Origin of the sequence: Mycobacterium sp. ITM-2016-00317 (assembly GCF_002968295.1) — a bacterium.
GTDB lineage: Bacteria > Actinomycetota > Actinomycetes > Mycobacteriales > Mycobacteriaceae > Mycobacterium.
This window is the reverse complement of sequence record NZ_CP134399.1, coordinates 694,170-712,603: the sequence shown is the minus strand read 5'-3', so window position 1 is coordinate 712,603 and position 18,434 is coordinate 694,170. Positions and strand designations below refer to the sequence as shown.

Here is an 18,434-nt window from a genome sequence, read left to right as displayed (position 1 = left end):
TGGAACGCAATTTCGGCGTGAGGTCAGAATGGTGGCGTGACCGACACCCGCCCCGAGCCGACCGAGACCGATCCCTACCTCTGGCTGGAGGACGTCACCGGCGACGACGCGCTGGCCTGGGTCCGCGAGCACAACGAACCGACGCTGGCCGAGTTCGCCGGGGAACGCTTCGAGCAGATGCGGACCGAGGCGCTGGAGGTGCTCGACACCGACACACGGATTCCGTACGTGCGCAGGCGCGGCGAGTACCTGTACAACTTCTGGCGCGACGCCGACCACCAGAAAGGGGTGTGGCGGCGCACGACGCTGGAGAGCTACCGCACCGAGCAACCCGACTGGGACGTCGTGATCGACGTGGACGAGCTGGCGCGCACCGACGGCCAGAACTGGGTGTGGGCGGGCGCCGACGTCATCGACCCGGACCACTCCCTGGCGCTGATCAGCCTGTCGCGGGGCGGCTCCGACGCCGCGGTGGTGCGCGAATTCGACATGCGCACAAGAACCTTCGTCGACGGCGGGTTCGAGCTGGCCGAGGCCAAGTCGCAGGTGTCCTGGGAAGACCACGACACCCTGCTGGTCGGTACGGATTTCGGTGAAGGGTCGCTGACCGAGTCCGGCTATCCCCGGCTGGTCAAGCGGTGGCGCCGGGGGCAACCGCTGGCCGAGGCCGAAACCGTGTTCAGCGGCGCGGATTCCGATGTGATCGTGGCCAGCTCGAGGGACCTCACCGAAGGCTTCGAACGCACGCTGGTCAGCAGGGCGCTTGACTTCTTCAACGAGCAGGTCTACGAACTGCGCGACGGCGAGCTGATCCGGATCGACACCCCCACCGACGCCAGTATCTCGATCCACCGCGAGTGGCTGCTGATCGAACTGCGCACCGACTGGACCTACGGCACCACACCCTTCCCCGCCGGATCGCTGCTGGCCGCCGACTACGAGCAGTTCCTGGCCGGCACCGCCGAACTGCAGGTGGTGTTCGCCCCGGACGAGCACACCTGTCTGCACCACTACGCGTGGACCCGGGACCGCCTGGTGGTCGTGACGCTCGCCGATGTCGCCAGTCGCGTCGAGGTGTACGTCCCCGGCGAATGGACCTCCGAACCGGTGCACGGCCTGCCCGAGAACACCAACACCTCGATCGTCGCGGCGGACCCCCTCGGGGACGAGATCTTCCTCGACTCTTCGGGTTTCGACACCCCGTCGAGGCTGTTGTACGGCACGGCCGGTGGCGAGCTCAGCGAGATCAAACGCGCCCCGTCGTTCTTCGACACCGCCGACATCGAGGTGGCGCAGCACTTCGCGATCTCCGACGACGGCACACGCATCCCGTACTTCGTCGTCGGCCACCGGCACCGGCAGGCGGCCGGGCCCACCCTGCTCGGCGGGTACGGCGGGTTCGAGGTGTCCCGCACCCCCGGCTACGACGGTGTGATGGGCAGGTTGTGGTTGTCCCGCGGCGGCACCTACGTGCTGGCCAACATCCGCGGCGGCGGCGAGTACGGCCCCACCTGGCACACGCAGGCCATGCGGGCGGGCCGCCATCTGGTGGCCGAGGACTTCGCTGCGGTGGCAAAGGATCTGGTGGCGCGCGGCATCACGACGGTGGACCAGCTCGGCGCCCAGGGCGGCAGCAACGGAGGGCTGCTGATGGGCATCATGCTCACCAAGTACCCGGAGCTGTTCGGCGCGCTGGTGTGCAGTGTGCCGCTGCTGGACATGAAGCGATTTCATCTGCTGCTGGCCGGCGCGTCCTGGGTGGCCGAGTACGGCGATCCCGACGATCCCGAGGACTGGGCGTTCATCTCCGAATACTCGCCGTACCAGAACATCTCGGCCGATCGTCGGTACCCGCCGGTGCTGATCACCACCTCCACCCGGGACGACCGGGTGCACCCGGGACATGCGCGGAAGATGACCGCGGCACTGGAGGCCGCCGGCCATCCGGTGCGCTACTACGAGAACATCGAGGGCGGCCACGCCGGTGCCTCCGACAACCCGCAGGTCGCGTTCCGGGCCGCGCTGGTCTACGAGTTCCTGCTCCGCACACTGGGCGGCAACTAGATGACGGTGCCGTGGAAACCGCTGGTCGCCGCGGCGACCGCACTGGTGTTGTCTGCCTGCAGCCACAGTGTCACCGGCACAGCGGTTTCCGCGGTCGGGCCGCCACCGCCGGCGTCGGCCACCGACGGTGACGAGAGCCTGTGCGCCACCGTTGACCTACCGCTGGAGGACATCCCGGCCGAGAACGCCCGCGAGCCGCACCTGCGCATCCCGGTCCCGGACGGGTGGGAGCGCAACGCGATGATGGACAGCCAGATCATCCGCTACACCATCGTCTCCACCGATCTGGTCGCCGACCGGTTCGCCACCAATGCCGTCGTGACCCTGGAATCGGCGCGGGGCGATCAGACGCCCGAGGAGGTGTTCGCGCAGAACCGGGCCAACCTGGAAACCATGATGGGGGCCTTCGATCTGGACACCCGCAGCAACACCACCTGCGGATTACCTTCGGAGACGACGCATTACATGGCCCCTCCACTCGGACCGGCGCCGGAGCGGCCGATCATCATGCACGCGGTGGTCGCCGAGGTCGGCCGCACCACCTATCTGGCCACGGTGACGATCCAGACCACCGACCCGGTCAATCCCCGGTACATCAAGGAATCCCAGCAGATCGTCGACGGGTTCCAGATGCTGCTGCCGAGCTCATGACGACCGTGTCCTGGGTGCTTTTGGGCGCCGGCGCGCTGGCGCTGCTGCTGGGCTTCGCCGTGCCGGGGTGGGACACCGCCACCGCGTCCGCGCGGGCGGTCAAGCGCAGGATCTACTGGGCGGGCACCGCCGCCGGGGTGGTCCTGCTGTTCCTCGGCGGACTGCCCGATGTGCAGAGCTCGGTCGCGTTCACCGCCGCCGCGCTGATCCTGATGATCGGCTGGGCGTACTTCCGCACGCCGTACATCAAGATCGGTGGACGTATTCATTCGGCCTACGAGCCGAACCGCCGCCCCGATCCGCCGCCCCGAGGTCGCGGGTAGGCCCAGCCCGGACGCGATCCCTGTGCGGACAGAAACACCTCGCGTCCCCCGGGGCGCGCGGCCCACTTTGCACCTCCTGATAGCTGAGCACCTCCGGTCCGTGGTCGCCGATCATGATCGCGCCGGGTCCCCCACGTCGTCATAAGCCAGCGTCGGCAGTGCGGCGTCGAAAACGGTTGGCAGCACACGCGTCGTAGCCGAATCGGTGCTCACGGATTCCATCGTTGCTGTGCGCGGGACCCTGGACATCAGTAGCGGAGTACCTACATTTCCGGACCCGAGACCCCCTTATCTCGCGCGCATCGGGCTCCTACGCTGAGCCGTATGCGGTTGACCTGGCCGCTGACCGGCCGGACCGGACTGACGCGACAGATCGAAGCCGCGCTGGTGGATTCCGCGTCGGCGGGCATCGTGGTAAGCGGGTCCGCAGGCGTCGGCAAGAGCCGTATCGCCCGGGACGCACTCACGTCCTTCGGCGCCCGCGGGTGGCGGGTGCACTGGGTGGTCGGCACCTCGGCGGCCCGCAGGCTGCCGCTCGGCGCGCTGACCCCGTGGGCCCGGTCATCCGGGAACGACAGCCTGCAGCTCGTCCACGACGTCGTCGCGGCACTGACCACGTCACCAGACGGTGCGCCGGTGGTCGTCGGCGTCGACGACGCGCCGCTGCTCGACGACCTGTCCACGGTGGTCGTGCACCAGATCATCCAGCGTGGATCGGCCAAGGTCGTCTTGACCGTGCGCGACGACGAACCCGTGCCGGCCGCGACACACGAATTGTGGAAGGGCGGCGAACTCGACCATCTGGACGTCGGCCCGCTGTCTGCGTCCGCGACCGCGACTTTGGTCTCAGCGGTCCTCGGCGGCCCGCTCGGCCCGGACGTCGGGGACCGGCTGTGGGCACTGACCCGGGGAAATCCGCTTTATCTGCGCAACATCGTCGAACAAGAGGTGGCCGACGGCCGGCTCGCGGTCCGTGACCGCATCTGGTGCTGGCACGGCGACGCGGTGATCCCGCCGCGCCTGGTGGAGGTGGTCGAGGCGCGCCTGGGCGGGTTGCCGGACGCGGTCAGCGCGGTCCTCGACGTCCTGGCCGTGGGCGAGCCCATCGAGCTGCGGTCGCTGACCCGGCTCACCGCCGCGACCGCGGTCGAGGAGGCTGACCGGCGTGGTCTGATCTCGTTCACGCCCGGCGACGGCGTGGTCGAGGTCCGGCTGGCCCATCCGCTCTACGGCGAGGTACGCCGGGGCCGGGCGCCGCGGACGACGCTGCGCCGGCTGCGAGGGCTGGTGGCCACCGAACTGGCGGCACCGGAACACCGGGACGACATCCACGTCATGGTGCGCCGGGGGACGCTCAGCCTGGACTCCGATCTGCCACCCGACGTGGGCCTCCTGCTCGATGCCGCCCGCGGCGCGGCATGGATGCTGAACCTGCCGCTTGCCGACAGGCTCTCAGCGGCGGCCGTCAGGGCCGCTGGCGGATCCGAAGCCCGTATCGTCCGAGCGTTCGTGCTGTCCTGCCTCGGTTCCGGCGACGAGGCTGAATCACTGCTGGCCGAGGTTGATTCGTCTGCTCTCAGCCCGACCGACCGGGGCCGGTTGACATTTCTGCGGGCGGCCAATCTGTTGTTCACGCTGTCCCGGCCCCAGCGGGCCAGGCAGTTGGTGAACGACATCGCGGTCGAATCGATCCCAGAACATCCGTCGCTCAACGCTTCCCGGTGCGTGTACTGGGCGGCCATGGGCGCCCCCGCCGCGGCGCTCGAGTGTGCCGGAAGGTTCGACCTCGCCGATTTGCCCGATGATTTCCAGCGCAGGCTGACGATGTGGGCGATCGCGGTCGCGCACGGGGAGGCCGGTCATACCGCTGACGCGGTCGTGACCTCCGAAGCCGGCTACCCGATCCCGGTCCGGGCGTTCGTTCTGATCGCCGACGCACACGTCACCGCCCTGGTGTTGGCCGGCCGGGTCACCGATGCCGAGGATGTCGCGGTGCGTATGCGCGAGCAGGCGATGACGTCGCCAGGATCTCCGTTCGGTCAGGCCGCGGTCGCGGTGAGCGCCCAGGCCGCCCTTGCCGCAGGCAGGGCCGACCGGGCGTGCGCACTGCTCGCACCGGTGGTCCAGCGCCCGGCCACATGGAATTCGTTCGGCGGCTTCGGATATCGCTATCGCATCGTATTGACGACCGCGCTGGCCATGCGCGGATCGACCGAACAGGCCACTGCCGCTCTCGAGAGTCTGGACGTGTTCTTCCACCCGAGTTGGCGCCATCTCGACTATGCGCTGGCGATCGCCGGCGGTTGGGTCGCCTGCTGTCACGGCGCGGTCAGCGAAGCCGTGCAGATTGTCCGGACGGCAGCCGAAACAGCGGGCCGACGCGGCCAGTACGCAGCCGAGGTGCTGTGCCTGCAGACCGCCGCGCAGTTCGGCGACGCCACCACCGCCGAACGCCTGGGTGAACTCGGCGGGCTCGTCGAGGGTCCGCGCGTCGAGCTCGCGCGTCGGTTCGCCACCGCACTGGGCTGCGCCGACTCGCCGGAACTGGAATCTCTGTCAAGAAGTTTCGAAGAAATGGGCGACCTGGTCGCCGCCGTCGACGCCTCGGCCTATGCCGCGGTGCACTTCCGCAGGCAGAGCCTGCGCGGGTCGGCGTTGCGCTGTTCCGCCCGGGCCGAGGCGCTGGCCGGGATCGTCCGGGTCTGCACGCCCGCGTTGCAGCAGGCTGTCGCACGGCTCCCGCTCACCGATCGCGAACGCGAGATCGTGATGCTGCTCGGCGAACCGATGTCCAACCGGGAGATTGCCGACCGCCTCCAGCTGTCGGTGCGCACGGTGGAAAGTCACGTCTACAACGCGATGGCCAAGACGGGCACCACCTGCCGTGACGAACTCGCCGGGCTGCTGGACCGCCTGAAGCGTCCGCCCTTTCCCGAGTAGCACGTGGCCGCGGGCGGCCGAGTTAAGTATCGCGCTACTGATGTCGGCGCCTCGGGGCCGCGCGACGATTCGGGTGAGCATTGATCGAGGGGAGAACGACCATGACGATCACCATGCCTGCCCGGGTCGACGCGCTGGTGCACTGGCGGAGCCGTCATCCGCGCCGCGTCCGGACCGACTGGGACGTACACGGACACCCGCACCATCTTTCGTTTATGGAGAGCGCGGCGCTGTCACGGGCGATGGACCGCCTGTAGGCCGGCGCAGCGCGCCGCCGATCACCGCTGCAAGCACCCCGACGACCACCAGCCCGCCACCGGCCAGCAAGGTGTAGTTCAGCCATTGGTGCAGGCTGGCCTCGGCGTGGGCCACCATCACCTCGGCGACGGTCCGGATGTCTCCGGTGGTGCGGTTCAGTGCGGCGTCGACGTAACGGCCGCCGACCTCGATGGCCGCCCATCCGGCGGCCCCGACGAGCAGCGCCGACACGCCGAGAGCGGTGAGCGCTTTACCCCGCGACCTGGCCGCGGCCAGCGTCAGCAGCGCGAACACGGCGGTGAGCGCGGCGGTGCCGATACTGGCCCACGGGCCCCAGGTGGCCAGCCAGCGCAGCTTGCCCGGCTGCAACTCGGGGGTGTCCACGGTGATCGGCACGGTCAGCGTCGGCGGCACCTGCAGGTCGAGCGTGCCGAGCGTGGCGGAGAACGACGGATCGGACACCATCGGGGCGACGTCGATCAGCCACTGGTCGGTGGAGTTCCCGCTGGGCACGGCGCCGGTGAACATCCACCGGTGCGCGATGCGGTTGGCCTGCGCGAACTGCCCGGGAAAGCCCGCGTTGCGGGTGTAGGAGTCCGCGACCTGCCGAACCAGCCCCGGGTTGAGCGTGTAGCCGTTGTCGGCGCCGAGCGCGACGACCTGGGTGGTCAGCTCGGCGGCCATGGCGTCCTGCAGCCGCGCGTCCCGGGCCGCCGACGCAGCCAACGCGGCGTAGCCGTCCTCGTCGACGAGGTGCGTCTGCGCCCACCCCGCAGGCACCGCGGCGGCCAGCGCGATCGTCGCGAGCAGCCACAACAGCAGCGCGGCGAGAAAACGCACGGACGCATCCTCCTGTCCGGGCGCGTCCTTTCCCGGTCGGTCGGAAAGCGCGTGGCCCTTGGTGTCGTGCCCTTGGTGTCGTGTCCTTGGTGTCGTAGTCGAACTTACCGTCGCTACTTGGCCATCCGGCGCGGGCGGATCAGCGCGAGCTTGGTCATCAGCGTGTTCATCCGCTTCAGGGCCCGCGGGGAGTTGTTGTAGTAGTTGCCGCCGGCGCTGACGTTGGTGCGCGGACTGACCACCGTCTCGATCCGGCAGTACTTGCGCAGACCCTCCGGCCCGCCGAACCGCGCGCCGATCCCCGATGTTTTCCACCCGCCCATCGGCGCGGTGGTGCACATCAGGTTGGAGATCACGTCGTTGATGTTCACGCCGCCGCAATCCAGTTGCAGCGCAACATCCTGGGCCCGCTCGATGTCTTTGGAGAAGACCGCGGCCGAGAGTCCGTACGGGCTGTCGTTGGCCAGCCGGACGGCCTCCTGCACCGAGGAGACCTTCATGATCGGCAGCGTGGGGCCGAACGTCTCCTCGGTCATGCACGCCATCGAGTGGTCGACGTCGACCAGCACCGTCGGCTCGTAGAAGCTGCCCGGCCCGGACCCGCGTCTGCCGCCGGTCAGCGCGCGGGCACCCTTGGCGAGCGCGTCCTCGACGTGCCGGGCGGTGACCTCGACCTGACTGTCGTCGATCATCGCGCCGAACGCGTGCCCCTCCCCCGCGCCCATCTTGAGGTTCTGCACGTCACGCACCACCGCCGCGACGAACTGGTCGTAGACCTGCTCCAGCACGTACACCCGCTCGACGGAGACGCAGGTTTGTCCGGCGTTGAACATCGCACCCCACACCGCGGCGTGCGCGGCCAGCTCGATGTCGGCGTCCTCGAGCACGATCATCGGGTCTTTACCGCCGAGTTCGAGACTGACGGGCGTAGCCGGCGCGCGGCCCGTTCCATCACCTTCGCGCCGGTCGCGCTGGAGCCGGTGAACTGGATGTAGTCGGAGTTGTCGATGACCGCCTCGGAGACCTCACGCGCGCCCTGGACCAGGGCCAGCACGTCGGGGCCCCCGGAATCCAGCCAGCCCCGCAACAGCAGTTCGGCGGTCAGCGGAGTGCGCTCGGAGGGCTTGAGCAGGACCGCGCAGCCGGCGGCGAGCGCGCCGATCGCATCCATCAGGGCGTTGGCCACCGGGTAGTTCCACGGCGCGATGATGCCGACGACGGGCCGGGGCCGGTAGTGCACGGCGATCTTCTTGATCGACAGGAACGGCAACGCCGCCCGCCGGGCCTCGGGTGCCAGGGCCTTCGCCATCGTCCGCACGTAGTACGAGGTGATCATCAGGATCAGCGGGACTTCCTGGGCGGCGTCCGCGGCGGACTTTCCGGTCTCGGCGATCAGCAGCCGCTCGATGTCGGCGCGGTGTTCGCCCAGCCAGACGGCGTAGCGGGCCAGCACCTTGGCCCGTCCCTTGGCGCCGCGGGCCTCCCATTCCTGCTGCGCGGTGCGCAGGCCCGCCGCGACGCGCGCGACGTCGGCGGGGTCGGTCCAGCGCACCTCTCCGGCGACACCGCCGGTCGCCGGGTTCCTGATCGTGGCGGTGCCGGTGAACGTCGTGGAGGTCGAGGTCGTGTCAGACGTCGCTGTCATGCCCCCAATGCTAACGGCCGCTGTGATCCAGCTCGCACTTGGGTTGACACGTGTCAAGTCTGCTGAGGGACACGGCGGCGCACACGCACGCGCTGCCGAGCAGCAGCGCACCGATCGCGTCGGTGAAGTAGTGGTAGGCCACAGCCTGCCCGATCACCGCGAGCACCATGACGACCGCGGCGGCCACGAGGACCCACACTTTCGGGCCGAGCAGCAACACCACCATCGCCAGCACCACGAACGTCGCCGTGGTGTGCCCGCTCGGATAACACAGCCCGCCCTCTTTGACGCGGCCGAACAGCTGCTTGGCCACGCGGGCGGCCAGCACCGCCACCGCCGGGGTCACCACGGTGATCAGCGCCAGCCTCCACCTGCGCTGCACCAGCGCCGCGAGGAACACCACCACGCACAGGCCGACCACCAGCCGGCCCGCGGTGAACACCAACAGGTACTTGAGCTCCCGATGCTGCGCACCGAGTTCCTGGAACCAGTCGTCGACCGGTGTGGACCCCTTGCCGACCGCCAGGCCCAGCAGGATCATGGCGGCCAGCCCGATCGGCGGCCACCACCGGATCGGCGTCCTCAGCGCACCAGTCCCCGGACGTAGGCCGCCTGTCCGAGGTGCTGGGCGGCGTCGTCGATGATGCTGACCAGCCGCGCGCTCGCCGTCACCGGCGGCGTCCACCGCTCGTCGACGATCCGGGACAGCTCGTCGGCCGAAACCGACGCGACGTACTCCAGCGAAAGCTTGTGCACTGCGTGGTAGTAACCGGCGAGCAACTCGGGCGAGGCGCGGACCTTGGCCACTTCCTCCGGGGTGTGCCCGTAGCCGTGCGAGTCGCGCGGCAGGTCCAGGGCGAACCTGTCGACCCAGCCGTCCCGGAACCACACCTGTTCGACGGCGGCGATGTCGCACAGCTGGGCGTCCTGGATGCGGGCACTGTGCCAGATCAACCACGTGATCGTGTTGGCCTCCGGCGTCGGGCGGTAGTAGGCCACCTCGTCGGTCAGGTTCTCGGTGAGGTCGTCCACGTGCTCGATGAGGCGGGTGAACGAATCGCGGAGCAGCTCCCGGGCGGCATCGATTTCGGCCATGTCCGCCAAGTTACGCGCCGTGGAAGACGGCCTCCACGTTGTTGCCGTCGGGATCCCGGATGAACGCGCCGTAATAGCCGGGGTGGTACTCGGGCCACAGCCGCGGGGCGTGCAGCGACTCCGCCCCCGCCTCCAGCGCCGCGTCGTAGAACGCCTGCACCGCGTCGGTGTCGGCGGCCTGGAACGCAACGTGGATCTCGCGGTTGGGCCCCGCAACGTTTCCGGCGTTCATGTCACCGATCCAGAAGTCGGGCTTGCCGTCTTTGCCGTACCCGATCGCGACCTGGTAGTCCATCTGCCGCGTGTAGCCCAGCACGCCGAGAACCTTGTCGTAGAACGCTTTCGCCGCTTCCCAGTCAGCACAGTTGATTCCGAAGTGGTCGATCATGGGCTCACCGTACATTCGGGGTATGACATTCGACCTGGTTATTCGCGGCGGCACCATCGTCGATGGACTCGGCGGTACGCCGTACACCGGGGACGTCGCGGTCGCCGGCGGCGTCATCCGGGAGGTCGGGGCCGCGGGCACCGTGGACGCGGACGGCGCCCGCGAGATCGATGCGACCGGCCTGCTGGTCACCCCGGGCTTCGTCGACCTGCACACCCACTACGACGGGCAGGCGATCTGGTCGGACCGGCTCACCCCGTCCTCGGCCCACGGCGTCACCACCGCGGTGATGGGCAACTGCGGAGTCGGGTTCGCGCCGTGCCGGCCGGCCGACCACGACGTGCTCGTCGACGTGATGGCCGGAGTCGAGGACATCCCCGGCGTGGTCATGGTCGACGGGCTGCCGTGGCACTGGGAGACGTTCCCGGAATTCCTCGACGCGCTGGACGCCGGACGCAGGGACATCGATGTGGCGGCGTTCCTGCCGCATTCGCCGCTGCGGGTGTACGTGATGGGCGCGCGCGGCGTCGACCGCGAGCCTGCCACCCCGGAGGATCTCGCGATGATGCGCAAGCTGGCCGCCGAGGCGGTGGCTGCCGGCGCACTCGGCTTCGCGTCGTCGCGGTTCACGCTGCACAAGACCCACAGCGGCAGGCCGATCCCGAGCTACGACGCAGACCGGGCCGAGATCGAGGCGATCGCGCGCGGCGTCGAGGACGCCGGCGGCGGACTGATCCAATTCGTCCCGGACCTGGTGGCAGGCGATTACGAGCCCGTGCTGCAGACGGTGTTCGACGTGGCCGCCCAGGTCGGCCTGCCCGTCACGTTCACGCTGGCGATCGGCAACGCCGGCGACCCGTTCTACCTCGACGCGTTGCGGATGGTGGAGAAGGCCAACCAGGACGGTGGCCAGATCAGCGCACAGATCTTCCCGCGGCCGATCGGGTTGATGCTCGGACTGGAGCTGTCGGGCAATCCGTTCGTGATGTACCCGTCGTACCGGGAGATCGCCGAGCTGCCACTGACCGATCGGGTCGCACTGATGCGTAAACCCGCAGTGCGGGAACGCATCCTGAACGACAAGCCGGAGTCCGACGGACATCCGCTGATGTTCGCCGCGCAGGCCTGGAACTACATGTTCCCGCTCGGCGAGCCGCCGAATTACGAACCGTCACCGGCCGATTCGATCGGCGCCCGGGCCCATGCCCGGGGCGTCAGCCCGCTGGAAGAGGCCTACGACCGGCTGCTCGACGACGACGGGCACGCGATGCTGCTGGTCACGCTGGCCAACTTCCGCGACGGATCGCTGGACACGGTCGCCGAGCTGATCCGCCGCGATGACGTGGTGCTCGGCCTCGGCGACGGCGGTGCGCACTACGGAATGATCTGCGACGCAAGCTTTCCGACGTACATGCTGACCCACTGGGTGCGCGACCGGAGGACCGGACGGCTCTCGGTCCAGGATGCGGTGCGCGAGCTCACCTCGGTTCCCGCGCGGGTGGCGGGGCTGTCCGACCGCGGCCGGATCGCCGTGGGCTACAAGGCAGATCTCAACGTGATCGACGCGCAGGCGTTGCAGCTGCACAAGCCCGTCGTGGTCAGCGACCTGCCCGCCGGCGGACGCCGGCTCGACCAGACCGCCGACGGCTACGTCGCCACGATCGTGTCCGGTGAGCTGATCGCCGAGAACGGCGCTCCCACCGCGGCCCGGCCGGGCAAACTCATCCGGGGGCGGCAACCGGCGCCGTAGGGCCGGCCGCTATGCGGTTCTCGGCATGACCCCATACCAATGCTGTTATGCACGACGGGCTCGTGTGTCGTTTGACGTGATGACGACCTACACACGAGGCCCAGTCACGCACCTCTTCCTCACTGCCTTCGAGCAACCGGACCTTCACCCCGGATGGCGCTGACGGAAGGTCTGCAGGTGCGGCTCCAACAGCGACGCGGTCACGCCCGGCAAGCTCGCCACGCCCAATGTGCCCGCGACCGGTGTGCTGCCGGTCTGGATCATCGCGATGTGCCGCAATGCTTCCCGGCATGGGGCACCACCACCGCGCCCGGCTGACCGCGGGTTGGGACATACCCAATTCGTAACTCGCGGCGGTGAACCCACCCTCGTCGGCAACGGAGACCAGCGCCGTCAGGTAGCCGAACATATCACTTGGGGCATACCCGCCGCGTACCCTCGCGGCATGAGCGTCAAGGTGGATCTGGACCGGCTCGGCGAGGCGTTGGGCGACTTCTCGTTCGCCTATCTGATCACCGTCGGGGACGACTACCGCACGCATACCGTCGCGGTGGACCCGGTCCTGGCCGACGGCACCCTGGTGATCGGCGCGGTCGGTAACAGCACCCGCCGCAACGCATCTGCCCATCCCGAGGTCACGCTGGTGTGGCCGCCGAGCACACCGGGCGGGTACACGCTGATCCTCGACGGCACGGCCCGGGTCACCGGCGACGAAGTGAGCGTCCGACCGAGCAGCGCGGTGCTGCACCGTCCCGCGACCCCGGGCGTGCCACTCACCGGGTGACGACGACCTTGCCGGTCATCCGTCCCGACTCGACGTCACGGTGAGCCGCGCGCAACCCCGCCGCGGAGAAGTCGTCGATCGTCCTGGTGACGGTGGTGCGCAGCGTGCCCTCGTCCACGAGCGCGGCGGCACGGGCCAACAGCCGCTGCTGCTCGATCATGTCCGGCGTCTCGAACATTGACCGGGTGAACATCAATTCCCAGTGCCACGCAATGCTTTTCGCTTTCAGGGCGACAAGATCCAGGCCCGGAGGCTCGTCGATCGCGGTGATGTGGCCGAACGGTTTGACGATCGCGGCGTAGTCGTCGATGTTGCCCGCCGAGTGCGGTGAGAACAGATAGTCCACCCCGCCGGGGACCGCGTCGAGCGTCTCGGCGCGCAACCGGCGATGGTCGACCACGATGTCGGCGCCCATACGTTCGGCCCACTCCCGCGATTCGGTGCGGCCGGCGGTGGCGATCACGCGCACGCCGGTGAGCGCCTTGGCGAGTTGGATCATGATCGAGCCGACACCACCGGCGGCGCCCAGCACCAGGAGATCACCGGTGGAGTCCGACGTCAGCCCGAAACGTTCGAACAGCGATTCCCACGCGGTGATCGTGGTCAGCGGCAGCGCCGCCGCGTCGGCGAACGACAGCGACGTCGGCTTGCGGGAGACGATTCGCTCGTCGACGGCCTGGAACTCCGCGTCGCTGCCGGGTCGGGTGATGTCACCGGCGTACCAGACCTCGTCTCCGGTGTGCAGTGTCGTCACGGCATCGCCGACCGCCTCGACGACACCCGCGGCGTCGTACCCCAGGACGGCGGGTTCGGTCGACGGTGTCAGAGCCGCCCGCTGTTTGACGTCGACGGGGTTCACCGAGACGGCCTGCACCCGGACCAGCACGTCCCGGGGGCGCACCGTCGGGACCTCGACGGTGACGTCGCGCAGGCCGTCGTCCACCGAGTCGGCGGCGAACGCCCCGATCGCGGTCATCTGGCCAGTGGTCATGCCCACACTGAACTCCGCGACCACCGGATTTCATCCCCCGTTGCGATCACCGCGCGCGAAACTCTCGCCATCCGGCGCCGAACTTGCGGTGATAGATCCTCGTGACCGTCACCCACGCCCCGGCCACCGATCAGCAGACGGTGACCCCGCAGGCCCGCACCGCGTTGTGGGCGAGCCTGGTCGGCACCACGATCGAGTGGTACGACTTCTTCCTGTACGCCACCGCGGCGAGCCTGGTCTTCAACCAGGCGTTCTTCCCGGACCAGACCACGTTCGTCGGCACGATGCTGTCCTTCGCGACGTTCGCGGTCGGTTTCGTGGTGCGCCCGATCGGCGGCTTCGTGTTCGGCCATGTCGGGGACCGCATCGGGCGCAAGAAGACCCTGGCGCTGACCATGCTGCTGATGGGCGGGGCCACCGCGCTGATGGGTGTGCTGCCGACCGCTGCACAGATCGGCGTGCTGGCCCCGATCCTGTTGCTGCTCCTGCGCATCGTGCAGGGTTTCGCACTGGGCGGCGAGTGGGCCGGCGCGGTGCTGCTGGCCGTCGAACACGGGCCACCCCGCCGGCGCGGGCTGTTCGGCAGCATCCCCCAGGTCGGTCTGGCACTCGGACTCGCTTTGGGCACAGGTGTTTTCGCGCTTCTGCAGGTCGCGCTGCCCGACGACGCCTTCCTCACCTACGGCTGGCGCATCGCGTTCCTGTTCAGCATCGTGCTGGTGATCTTCGGCGTGGTGGTCCGACTGAAGGCCAGTGAGACACCGTCTTTCGAGAAGGTGCGGGACAGCGGCGACCGCTCGGCGGTGCCGGTGCGCGAGGTGTTCCGCCCGCCGATCCTGAAGTCGACGGTGCTGGGCATGCTGTCCCGCTGGGGCGAGGGGGCGGCGTTCAACACCTGGGGCGTCTTCGCGATCTCCTACGCCACCGGCACGCTCAAGCTGGAGAAGGTCCCGGTGCTGCTCGTCGTCACCGGGGCCGCGCTGCTGATGGCGGTGCTGCTGCCGGTGTCGGGACTGCTGACCGACCGGTACGGCGCCAAGCGGGTGTACACCGTCGGGATCGCGGCCTACGCGGTGTCTGTCTTCCCGGTGTTCGCGTTGTTCGGCACCGGGAACATCGCGCTCTACGCGGTCGCGATGGTCGTGGTCTTCGGCGTGGTCCATGCGCTGTTCTACGGCGCCCAGGGCACGCTGTACGCGTCGCTGTTCCCGGCGCGGATCCGCTACACCGGGCTGTCGACGGTCTACCAACTCTCCGGGGTGTACGCGTCGGGGCTGACCCCGCTGATCCTGACCGCGCTGATCGGCGTCGCCGGCGGTTCGCCCTGGCTTGCCTGTGGCTACCTGGTGGCCACGGCGGTGATCAGCGTCGTCGCGACCTCGCGGCTCAAGCCGGCACCGCTGCACACGCTGTAGCCCCACGACTGTGGGCCTTGTGCACGGTAATTCGGTGATTTGCGTGCACAACCCCCACAGTCGCATCACACCGGAGCGCCTGCCGCCCGCAACTTCGCGCGAACGCGCTCGACGATCACCTCCGGACGCTCGAGCATGGCGCTGCTCACCCGGATCACCCCCCAGTCGGCCGCTTCCAGCAGCGCCAAGCGGTCGATGTCCCACGCCCGCTGCCGCCGATCGGTCCAATGGTGCACACCGTCGTACTCGACGGCGACCTTCCATCGCCGCCAGCCCATGTCGACCCGGATCCGAAGCTCGGGGAACGCGATCTGTGTCTCCGGCCGCGGCAGCCCACCGCGGACCAGGATCAGCCGGACCCGGGTCTCCTGCGGCGACTCGGCGCCACCGTCGACCAGATCCAGCACTCGTCGCAGTCTCGTCGAACCGCGCGCCGCAGGATGTGCCGCGGCGACCACCGCGATCTCGGCGATGCCGACCCGAGTGGCGTTCAGCAGCGCGTCGAGGGTCGGGATCGCCCGGCGGGGCGTGCCGGTCGGCACGCAGGATCTCGGCGGGCGCGTCCGCGTCGAGCCACTTCGTGCCGAACACCGCTGCCGCGGACAGGCCGCACAACGGCGCTCCGGTGCACAGCCAGGCCGCCTCGGCGCGCACGCGCGCGGTGAGCTCGGCGTCTCGCGGGAGGTAGACGTCACCGGCCACCGTCGCCACAGCAACCGACGAATGTGGGCCTCGTGCACGCTTTTCGGGCCAAACCTGTGCATAGGGCCCACAGTGGGGACAACGAAAAAGCCCCGATGCGCCAAGCGCATCGGGGCTTTTCTCGTAAGGGGACTTAGAAGTCCATACCGCCCATGCCACCGGTCGGGTCGCCCGCAGGTGCGGACGCCTTCTCCGGCTTGTCGGCGACGACGGCCTCGGTGGTGAGGAACAGAGCCGCGATGGACGCTGCGTTCTGCAGCGCCGAGCGGGTGACCTTCACCGGGTCGGCGACGCCGGCCTTGAGCAGGTCCTCGTACTCGCCGGTCGCGGCGTTGAGGCCGTGACCCGCGGGCAGGTTGGAAACCTTCTCGGCGACGACACCGGGCTCCAGACCACCGTTGAAGGCGATCTGCTTGAGCGGAGCCGACAGCGCGACACGCACGATGTTGGCACCGGTGGCCTCGTCACCCGTCAGGCCGAGGTCGTCCAGCGCAGGAGCCGACTGCAGCAGAGCCACGCCACCACCGGCGACGATGCCCTCTTCGACGGCAGCCTTCGCGTTGCGGACGGCGTCCTCGATGCGGTGCTTGCGCTCCTTGAGCTCCACCTCGGTGGCAGCTCCGGCCTTGATCACCGCAACACCGCCGGCCAGCTTGGCCAGGCGCTCCTGCAGCTTCTCGCGGTCGTAGTCGGAGTCGCTGTTCTCGATCTCGGCGCGGATCTGAGCCACCCGGCCGGCGATGGCATCGGAGTCGCCCGAGCCCTCGACGATGGTGGTCTCGTCCTTGGTCACGACGACCTTGCGGGCCTGGCCCAGCAGCGAGACGTCGGCGGTCTCCAGGGACAGACCGACCTCTTCGCTGACGACCTGGCCACCGGTGAGGATCGCCATGTCCTGCAGCATCGCCTTGCGGCGGTCACCGAAGCCCGGGGCCTTGACGGCGACGGACTTGAAGGTGCCACGGATCTTGTTGACGACCAGGGTCGACAGGGCTTCGCCCTCGACGTCCTCGGCGATGATCAGCAGCGGCTTACCGGCCTGGATGACCTTCTCCAGCAGCGGCAGCAGGTCCTTGACGGTCGAGATCTTGGAGCTGACCAGCAGGATGTAGGGATCCTCCAGGACGGCTTCCTGACGCTCGGCGTCGGTCACGAAGTAGCCCGAGATGTAGCCCTTGTCGAAGCGCATGCCCTCGGTGAGCTCCAGCTGGAGACCGAAGGTGTTGCTCTCTTCGACGGTGATGACACCCTCGTTGCCGACCTTGTCCATCGCCTCGGCGATGAGCTCGCCGATCTGGGTGTCGCCGGCGGAGATCGCGGCGGTGGCAGCGATCTGCTCCTTGGTCTCGACCTCCTTGGCGGACTTCAGGAGGCTGCTGGTGACTGCTTCCACGGCCTTCTCGATGCCGCGCTTCAGGCCGAGCGGGTTGGCGCCGGCTGCGACGTTGCGCAGGCCTTCGCGAACCAGGGCCTGGGCCAGCACGGTGGCGGTGGTGGTGCCGTCGCCCGCGACGTCGTCGGTCTTCTTGGCGACCTCTTTGACCAGCTCAGCGCCGATCTTCTCGTACGGGTCCTCCAGCTCGATCTCCTTGGCGATGGACACGCCATCGTTGGTGATCGTGGGGGCGCCCCACTTCTTCTCCAGCACGACGTTGCGACCCTTGGGGCCCAACGTCACCTTTACGGCGTCTGCGAGGGCGTTGAGGCCCCGCTCGAGGCCGCGGCGGGCCTCTTCGTCATACGCAATTGTCTTGGCCATTGCGAAGTGTTTCCTCCGGATTGGGGATGCACGTCTTGTCGGTCGGAATCGATGCCCGCGACGGACGACCAGGGCTGTGCTCGCAGATGCGGCCCCGGCCTCACCGGCCCGACCTAGCACTCACTGGTCGCGAGTGCCAACTGCATTCTTAGCACTCGACCTGGGCGAGTGCAAGATTGGTCAGGGCCTCAAGCCGTCCTCGACCACCCGCATGACGCGCTCGGTGACGTCGCCGTCGAAGACCTGCGGCACCTTGCACACCACGAGTAGCGCCTTGACGACGGGGACGTCGACGTCGGCCCGTACGGTGCCTGCCTGTTGCGCGGCGGTCAGCAGTTCATCGAGCGTGGCCAGGAACGCCGCTTCGGCGCCCGGGGCGACCGCCTCCAGATCCAGCCCCTGGCCCACCAGTGCGTCGACCAGACCGTGGTCGACCGCGGCGCTGCGCACCATGTCCCGGAAGAACACGAACAGCGCCCGGCCGGGGCCTTCGACCGTCAGCAGGGTCTGCGCGTGGTCGACGATGCGGCGCACCCGGTGTTCGGCGACCGCGGCGATCAGCGCTTCCTTCGTCGGGAAGTGCCGATAGACCGTCCCGGCGCCGACACCGGCGCGGCGGGCGATCTCGTCGATCGGAACGGCCAGCCCTTCCGCGGCGAACGTGTCGTAGGCGACCTCGAGGACCCGTGCGCGGTTGCGCGCCGCGTCAGCCCGTAGGGGTCGGCTCACGATTTCTCTCCTGGCGAACACTAAGCGGGGCGCACGTTCCGTATAGTCGTCAACAACCGGGGCGATTGCCCCGCTTAGTCCACTATACGAGCTCAGGAGC

The 18,434-nt window shown here is 68.9% G+C and carries 15 protein-coding genes and 2 pseudogenes; 7 read left to right on the top strand and 10 right to left on the bottom strand.

Annotated features, from left to right (window positions below):
- The first annotated feature begins 36 nt into the window (after positions 1-36).
- From C6A87_RS03390 to C6A87_RS03375, 4 genes are all read left to right on the top strand, one after another.
- Entirely contained in the window at positions 37-2,064 is a 2,028-nt protein-coding gene (locus C6A87_RS03390; RefSeq protein ID WP_311115976.1) for a prolyl oligopeptidase family serine peptidase, read from the top strand.
- Complete coding sequence (locus C6A87_RS03385) at positions 2,065-2,715, top strand: LpqN/LpqT family lipoprotein (RefSeq protein WP_311115975.1); 651 nt, start codon at positions 2,065-2,067, stop codon at positions 2,713-2,715. It abuts the gene before it with no gap.
- A complete protein-coding gene (locus C6A87_RS03380; protein ID WP_311115974.1) occupies positions 2,712-3,038 on the top strand; it encodes a hypothetical protein in 327 nt (108 codons plus the stop codon). Before C6A87_RS03385 ends, C6A87_RS03380 begins: the two co-directional genes overlap by 4 nt.
- A 324-nt stretch (positions 3,039-3,362) precedes the next feature.
- A complete protein-coding gene (locus C6A87_RS03375; RefSeq protein ID WP_311115973.1) occupies positions 3,363-5,978 on the top strand; it encodes a LuxR C-terminal-related transcriptional regulator in 2,616 nt (871 codons plus the stop codon).
- 213 nt (positions 5,979-6,191) lie between these two features.
- Here the strand turns inward: C6A87_RS03375 and C6A87_RS03370 are convergent, their stop codons facing one another.
- From C6A87_RS03370 to C6A87_RS03350, 5 genes and pseudogenes are all read right to left on the bottom strand, one after another.
- Positions 6,192-7,076 carry a hypothetical protein gene (locus C6A87_RS03370; protein ID WP_311115972.1) on the bottom strand — a complete coding sequence of 295 codons (885 nt, stop codon included), beginning with the start codon at positions 7,074-7,076 and terminating at the stop codon, positions 6,192-6,194.
- Between the two features lie 113 nt (positions 7,077-7,189).
- Positions 7,190-8,721: pseudogene (locus C6A87_RS03365) on the bottom strand (aldehyde dehydrogenase family protein).
- Between the two features lie 10 nt (positions 8,722-8,731).
- Positions 8,732-9,262, bottom strand: a complete 531-nt coding sequence (locus C6A87_RS03360) for a phosphatase PAP2 family protein (protein ID WP_311115971.1) — start codon at positions 9,260-9,262, stop codon at positions 8,732-8,734.
- A gap of 41 nt (positions 9,263-9,303) precedes the next feature.
- Positions 9,304-9,816, bottom strand: a complete 513-nt coding sequence (locus C6A87_RS03355) for a mycothiol transferase (protein ID WP_311115970.1) — start codon at positions 9,814-9,816, stop codon at positions 9,304-9,306.
- A gap of 10 nt (positions 9,817-9,826) precedes the next feature.
- The gene (locus tag C6A87_RS03350; RefSeq protein ID WP_311115969.1) at positions 9,827-10,204 is read right to left on the bottom strand and encodes a VOC family protein; all 378 of its coding nucleotides are present in this window, start codon (positions 10,202-10,204) and stop codon (positions 9,827-9,829) included.
- 22 nt (positions 10,205-10,226) lie between these two features.
- Between C6A87_RS03350 and C6A87_RS03345 the strand changes: the two genes are divergently transcribed.
- Positions 10,227-11,954 carry an amidohydrolase family protein gene (locus tag C6A87_RS03345; protein WP_311115968.1) on the top strand — a complete coding sequence of 576 codons (1,728 nt, stop codon included), beginning with the start codon at positions 10,227-10,229 and terminating at the stop codon, positions 11,952-11,954.
- Here the strand turns inward: C6A87_RS03345 and C6A87_RS29155 are convergent.
- Entirely contained in the window at positions 11,926-12,363 is a 438-nt protein-coding gene (locus C6A87_RS29155) for a LysR family transcriptional regulator (protein WP_396836983.1), read from the bottom strand. The two genes, C6A87_RS03345 and C6A87_RS29155, sit on opposite strands and share 29 nt — an antisense overlap.
- 36 nt (positions 12,364-12,399) lie before the next feature.
- Here C6A87_RS29155 and C6A87_RS03340 point away from each other — a divergent pair, with 36 nt between their 5' ends.
- A complete protein-coding gene (locus C6A87_RS03340; RefSeq protein WP_311115967.1) occupies positions 12,400-12,738 on the top strand; it encodes a pyridoxamine 5'-phosphate oxidase family protein in 339 nt (112 codons plus the stop codon).
- On the opposite strand, the gene C6A87_RS03335 is transcribed toward C6A87_RS03340, so the two are convergent.
- The gene (locus C6A87_RS03335) at positions 12,728-13,729 is read right to left on the bottom strand and encodes a zinc-binding alcohol dehydrogenase family protein (protein WP_311115966.1); all 1,002 of its coding nucleotides are present in this window, start codon (positions 13,727-13,729) and stop codon (positions 12,728-12,730) included. The two genes, C6A87_RS03340 and C6A87_RS03335, sit on opposite strands and share 11 nt — an antisense overlap.
- Before the next feature lie 101 nt (positions 13,730-13,830).
- On the opposite strand from C6A87_RS03335, the gene C6A87_RS03330 reads away from it, so the two are divergent.
- On the top strand, positions 13,831-15,144 hold the full coding sequence (locus C6A87_RS03330) for an MFS transporter (protein WP_311115965.1): 1,314 nt from the start codon (positions 13,831-13,833) through the stop codon (positions 15,142-15,144).
- A gap of 65 nt (positions 15,145-15,209) precedes the next feature.
- On the opposite strand, the pseudogene C6A87_RS03325 reads toward C6A87_RS03330, so the two are convergent.
- The 3 genes and pseudogenes from C6A87_RS03325 to C6A87_RS03315 all read right to left on the bottom strand — a co-directional run bounded on the left by C6A87_RS03325 (position 15,210) and on the right by C6A87_RS03315 (position 18,334).
- Positions 15,210-15,855, bottom strand: a pseudogene (locus tag C6A87_RS03325) (endonuclease domain-containing protein).
- Positions 15,856-15,979: 124 nt separating this feature from the next.
- Positions 15,980-17,605: a chaperonin GroEL gene (groL, locus tag C6A87_RS03320; RefSeq protein WP_311115964.1), complete on the bottom strand. Its 1,626-nt coding sequence runs from the start codon at positions 17,603-17,605 to the stop codon at positions 15,980-15,982.
- Positions 17,606-17,785: 180 nt separating this feature from the next.
- A complete protein-coding gene (locus C6A87_RS03315; protein ID WP_311115963.1) occupies positions 17,786-18,334 on the bottom strand; it encodes a TetR/AcrR family transcriptional regulator in 549 nt (182 codons plus the stop codon).
- Positions 18,335-18,434 lie beyond the last annotated feature (100 nt).